Below are 4,758 nucleotides of genomic sequence, written 5' to 3' on the forward strand. Positions count from 1 at the left end.
GCTCGAGTTGCTCGATCCGCTGCAAATAAATCTCCATCGCCTCGCGGGGTGACATTCTGCCCGTCTGGATACTTTGTACAATTTCCTGCGCCAACATACCGCACCATGATACGGCTCGAGTAGACCGTAGTGTCTACATTCCTTACGCTACAACCCACAGGGCTACCGCCTGGACTTCTAGCTCTGACAAGCTTCGGTTCGACCTCAGAGCGGTTTTCAGAAAGAATTAAACCCTTCCCCGGACAAAAAGCGTTGCGTACAGCAATTTTTTACTGCCATGAGCAGCAACGGGCAATTGCCAGGGCCACGATAGAGGGTTTGCCCGCTGTTTTACTCAGTCCATTTTTATCCGCCTGTAGCTAAATTTCAATTGACTGAGGCTGGAAATTCTCAGTAATATCTCGCTATTTATGGAAGCAAATTCGATTCTTTCAAGTTTGTTTGCGCCTGCGATTTTGTTCTTCGCGCTGGGCATGATCAGCGTTCTGGTGAGGTCAGATCTGGAGATCCCGCCACCAGTGGTCAAATTCTGCGCTATTTTTCTATTGCTTTCCATCGGACTGGAAGGTGGCATCGAAGCAGTAGAAGCGGTGCAAGAATCCCCCGACCTACCAGCAGCCATGGCTATGGTGGCAGCCTTTGGCATCGTGATTTCGATACTGACGGTGGTGTTCAGTCAAAAGATTTTCAGGGTTGTGCTGGGGTTTAAGACCGCCGATGCCTGGGCCACCGCTGGGTTGTACAGTGCGGTAAGCTCCGTAACACTTATGGTGGCCGTTAGCATGGCCAGGGCCGCCCAGGACGCAGTACCGGAGGACTTGATCTACAACGGCTGGATGGTAGCCACCAATGTATTTTTGGATGCGCCCGGAATTATTGCCGCGATAGTCCTGGGTAGAATGGCACTACTGCGAGAAGCTAAAGACACATCAAAAAGGGTTCGCCTGCGCGGGCTGCTACGCGATTCGGTTTTTGGTTGGGCCATCTGGCTTATGATCGGTGGCCTGGTCGTGGGCATACTCTCACAAACCTTTTCACCCAGCAGGATGGCCGACACCATGCAGTTCTTTGGTGCTTTGTTCCATGGGGTATTGAGCTTGTATTTACTGGAGTTGGGGATGGTGGCCGCCAAAAGAATTGGTGAACTCAAAGAGTACGGCACTAAGCTGGTTCGGACGATACCCGTAGCCTGGATTCTGCCTCAGATATGGGCCTTAATGGCAATTGCTGGAATCTACGCAATCCATCTGGTTTTTCCAGGAACCCTGGGCTGGGGCGATGCCTTTGTGTTTGCGGCAATGGCAGGAAGCGCTTCGTATATTTCGGCCCCACCTGCCTTGCGCGCCGCAATACCCGAAGCCAATCCCGCTGTATACCTTCCCATGGCCTTGGTATTGACCTTTCCCTTCAACATCATAGTCAGCCTGCCGCTCTGGCTGGCAGTCAGTCAGGCTCTGTGGGGTTAGGGGTTGTCTACCGTCGGCGCAACGCCTTCGGTTGTGAAACACCATCACCGCATGCGACTGCAATTGTATGACCGCAGAAATTTACTCAAAATTGCACAAGATTAGAGGAGGCCATCCGTGGAGATGTTTGACAAAAAACTCATCAGCATCATCGTAGAGCGGGTTTACCGAGACCAGGTGGTCAGGCTGATCGAAGACTCTGGAGCCAGTGGTTTTACAGAGTATACCGAGATTTCTGGCAAAGGTCGGCACGGTATCAGGAGTGACCACGGAGGCTTAGGGGGTATTTCGGGCAATCTAGAAATTGTAAGCATTACTGGGCCAGAGGTTGCAGAGCGCATCCTCCAGGGACTTTCTACTATGTTAGACAGGGGCGTGGTGATGGTCGTATATGTGGCTGATGTGAAAGTAATCAGGAACAAACACTTTGACTAACACAATTTAAAGGTGCAGCTCGAGGGATTGTTCCAGGCGACGGCTCACGCTTTGTTCTTGATCGCTTTTTCAAACCAGTCCCGCACCCCTGCCCAGGCTGCCTCACCCCCACTGGGCAAAAAGGTAACGTTGCCGGGTTCTTTGCGGAACCAGGTGTACTGGCGTTTGGCATAGCCCCGCGTCGCTTTAATGATTGAGTGCTGGGCCTGAAGTAACGTGCACTCACCCCGCAGATAGCTTGTCACCTCCTTATAGCCAATGCTTTGCAGCGCAGTAGGCATTTGTGGATAGGTTGCCAGGAGTTGCTCAACCTCCTGCACCAGGCCCTGCTCCAGCATGCGTTCCACTCGAGCCTCCAGGCGAGGCAAAAGCCATTCCCAGGCGGGCCATAAAATCAGCTTCTGGTACTGAAACAGGGGTTCACGCTGGGAAATCCTTGCGGGTGGAGTCCCGGTGCGACGCAGGATCTCGATGGCTCGCACGATACGGCGGGGGTTGCGCTGCACCCGCCGGGCATCTTCGGGGCTGGCGGCCTCGAGTTCGCTTAGCAAAGGTTCAATACCCTGCGCCTCCACCGCTTCCCAGAGTTCGGCCTGTAGCACCGGATCGGGCTCCGGCAGTTCGTACAGGCCCTCCGACAGTGCGCGGATGTAATAGCCGGTTCCACCCACCACCAGGGGAATTTGGCCCTGCTCGAGGGCCTGCCGAATCGCTTCTTCGGCATGGCGAAGATACTCCGACACGCTGAAGGTTTGGCTGGGCAGCAGCAGGTCTATCAGGTAATGCTTGACCTGTTGCCGTTCTGCTGCACTGGGCTTGGCAGTGCCAACGTCCATCCCCCGATACACCATGCTGGCATCGGCAGAAATCACGGCAGTCGGGAACATCTGGCCCAGGCGCAGAGCCAACTCGGTCTTGCCGGTAGCGGTTGGCCCGGTCAGCACGGGAATTACAGGCCGAAGTTGCTGTTTTACATCACTCATAGCTCATGGCCCACTGCCCCAGCCATGATATTCTCGACACCATGACAATTGAACGCTTTGATGCTATTGAACGCTTGCAAACCATCCGCCAACAACTCGACGAGCTATCGCGCCGGTTCTCCTCCCAGGAAGTCTTTGGTGAATGGGTACCAGCGGTGGATGTACTCGATGAGGGAAGGCAGTTTCGCATCCTGGTAGACGTACCGGGGGTGAATGACGAAGACCTGGAGCTGCACGAAGAAGGCCAGACCATCACCCTGGCTGGGGTTCGGCATCCCCTCGAGGGCCACTACCCCCGCCGGGAACGCCCTACCGGTCAATTCCGCCGCACCCTGACCTTACCCGAAGCGATCGTCCCCAACAGTGCCCAGGCTTCCCTCAAAAGTGGTCTGCTGGAACTGGTGCTACAAAAAGCCCGTAAAACCCCCCGCAGGGGCAAGAAGTAGATCTTCGAAAATCACTTTCGTTTCGGTTGGGCTATTGCCACTCGCGACCAAAAACCCGTGGCAGAGCCAGAAGCATTGCGCTCGCCAGCCGATACGGAGTCGGGTTTTCTGGGCCTGGGCGGGGCCTTCGGGGATGGGTGCGGCATGGGCCGTCTTGTGAGAACCGAGAAGTCCTGGGCTTCCAGTCCGATCAGTCGTCGTCTCATGCTTTCAAAGAATCTCCTGCACCTCTCTGGTAATGACGGTGTGACACTTGCGGCAGCGTGGTTCATAGGCTTCGCGGGCCCCCACCAGAATTACTGGATCGTCGTAGCGAGCCGGCTTGCCATTTACAAAGCGCTGGGTACGGGTCGCGGGGGCACCACAAACCGGACACACCGCGTAGAGCTTCTCTACATACTCAGCCCTGGTCAACAGGTCGGGAATGATACCAAACGGTTCGCCGCGAAAATCCATGTCCAGTCCAGCACAAATCACCCGCACACCCTTGTCAGCCAGCTCCAGCACCACTCCGATCAAACCAGCATCGAAAAACTGTGCTTCGTCTACAGCAACCACTTCGGGTAGGGGATCGGTCAGGCGTACCCGCAGTTCGGTTGAATCGCGCACCGGAATAGCTTCGGCCCGTATGCCATCGTGGCTCGAGACGTCGGTCAGGTTGTAGCGGTCATCAATGCGCGGCTTGAATACCAGAACCCGCTGCCGGGCAATTAAGGCGCGCTTGATACGCCGAATCAGTTCATCCGATTTTCCAGAGAACATCGGACCCACCACAACTTCAATCCAGCCCTGGTGATGTGGAAGATGGGGCAAGCTCATAATCGGGGCCTAGCATATCGCAATCGGCAAGCGGTGCATATGGCAGCGGCCCAATAGAGCAGCAAGCACAAAGGTGTCGGTTTCGCCCTGAGGGTTAAGCGAAAAAAAAGACAGGCGAACGGCGGTTCACCTGTCAGCATTCGAGGGCGATTACTGCTTTTTGGCAGCCTTCTTACCGTAGCTGCCTCCGAACTTCTTCTGGAACTTCTCGACGCGGCCCTCGGTGTCTACGAAGCGCTGTTGGCCTGTCCAGAAAGGGTGGTTGCCGCTCCAAACTTCGACGTGAATCTCGGGTTTGGTGCTGTAGGTCTGCATGACCACCTGACCGTTGCAAATGATTTTGCAGGGAACCAGCCTGGGGTGAATCTTCTCTTTCATACGCTCTCCTGGGCACGGATTTTGCCGTGCAGTCAACCCATGCACTATAGCAGGTCTAGGCGCAGGGGGCAAGGCAGGGTTAGAATCGCGCAGTCTATGACCAGAGGGGTGCGCGGCGCCATTACCGTTGAGGAAGATAGCCGGGGGGCTATTCTGAGTGCCACCCGAGAGCTGTTGCAGAAGATGCTCGAGGTCAATCAGATTACCGATTTCGACACCATTGGGGCCATG

The 4,758-nt window shown here is 55.3% G+C and carries 7 protein-coding genes; 4 read left to right on the top strand and 3 right to left on the bottom strand.

The features are described 5' to 3' along the window. Positions 1 to 410 precede the first annotated feature (410 nt). Both Q0288_RS02490 and Q0288_RS02495 read left to right on the top strand, forming a co-directional pair. The gene (locus Q0288_RS02490) at positions 411 to 1,466 is read left to right on the top strand and encodes a sodium-dependent bicarbonate transport family permease (RefSeq protein WP_299426678.1); all 1,056 of its coding nucleotides are present in this window, start codon (positions 411 to 413) and stop codon (positions 1,464 to 1,466) included. Positions 1,467 to 1,583: 117 nt separating this feature from the next. Further along, a complete protein-coding gene (locus Q0288_RS02495) occupies positions 1,584 to 1,901 on the top strand; it encodes a hypothetical protein (RefSeq protein WP_299426682.1) in 318 nt (105 codons plus the stop codon). A gap of 44 nt (positions 1,902 to 1,945) precedes the next feature. Here Q0288_RS02495 and miaA read toward each other — a convergent pair whose 3' ends face one another. After that, on the bottom strand, positions 1,946 to 2,884 hold the full coding sequence (miaA, locus tag Q0288_RS02500) for a tRNA (adenosine(37)-N6)-dimethylallyltransferase MiaA (RefSeq protein WP_299426685.1): 939 nt from the start codon (positions 2,882 to 2,884) through the stop codon (positions 1,946 to 1,948). A gap of 41 nt (positions 2,885 to 2,925) precedes the next feature. On the opposite strand from miaA, the gene Q0288_RS02505 reads away from it, so the two are divergent. Beyond that, positions 2,926 to 3,330 carry an Hsp20/alpha crystallin family protein gene (locus tag Q0288_RS02505; protein WP_299426688.1) on the top strand — a complete coding sequence of 135 codons (405 nt, stop codon included), beginning with the start codon at positions 2,926 to 2,928 and terminating at the stop codon, positions 3,328 to 3,330. Positions 3,331 to 3,540: 210 nt separating this feature from the next. Here Q0288_RS02505 and Q0288_RS02510 read toward each other — a convergent pair whose 3' ends face one another. Then, the gene (locus Q0288_RS02510; RefSeq protein WP_299426694.1) at positions 3,541 to 4,143 is read right to left on the bottom strand and encodes a thymidine kinase; all 603 of its coding nucleotides are present in this window, start codon (positions 4,141 to 4,143) and stop codon (positions 3,541 to 3,543) included. A 156-nt stretch (positions 4,144 to 4,299) separates the two neighbouring features. Then, positions 4,300 to 4,527 (bottom strand): 50S ribosomal protein L31, encoded by a 228-nt coding sequence (gene rpmE, locus Q0288_RS02515; protein ID WP_299426691.1) that lies wholly within the window; start codon positions 4,525 to 4,527, stop codon positions 4,300 to 4,302. Between the two features lie 96 nt (positions 4,528 to 4,623). Here rpmE and Q0288_RS02520 point away from each other — a divergent pair. Beyond that, on the top strand, positions 4,624 to 4,758 hold a 135-nt coding region (locus Q0288_RS02520; RefSeq protein ID WP_299426697.1), incomplete at its 3' end, for a chorismate mutase.

The organism is uncultured Meiothermus sp. (genome assembly GCF_937863175.1).
Classification (GTDB): domain Bacteria; phylum Deinococcota; class Deinococci; order Deinococcales; family Thermaceae; genus Meiothermus.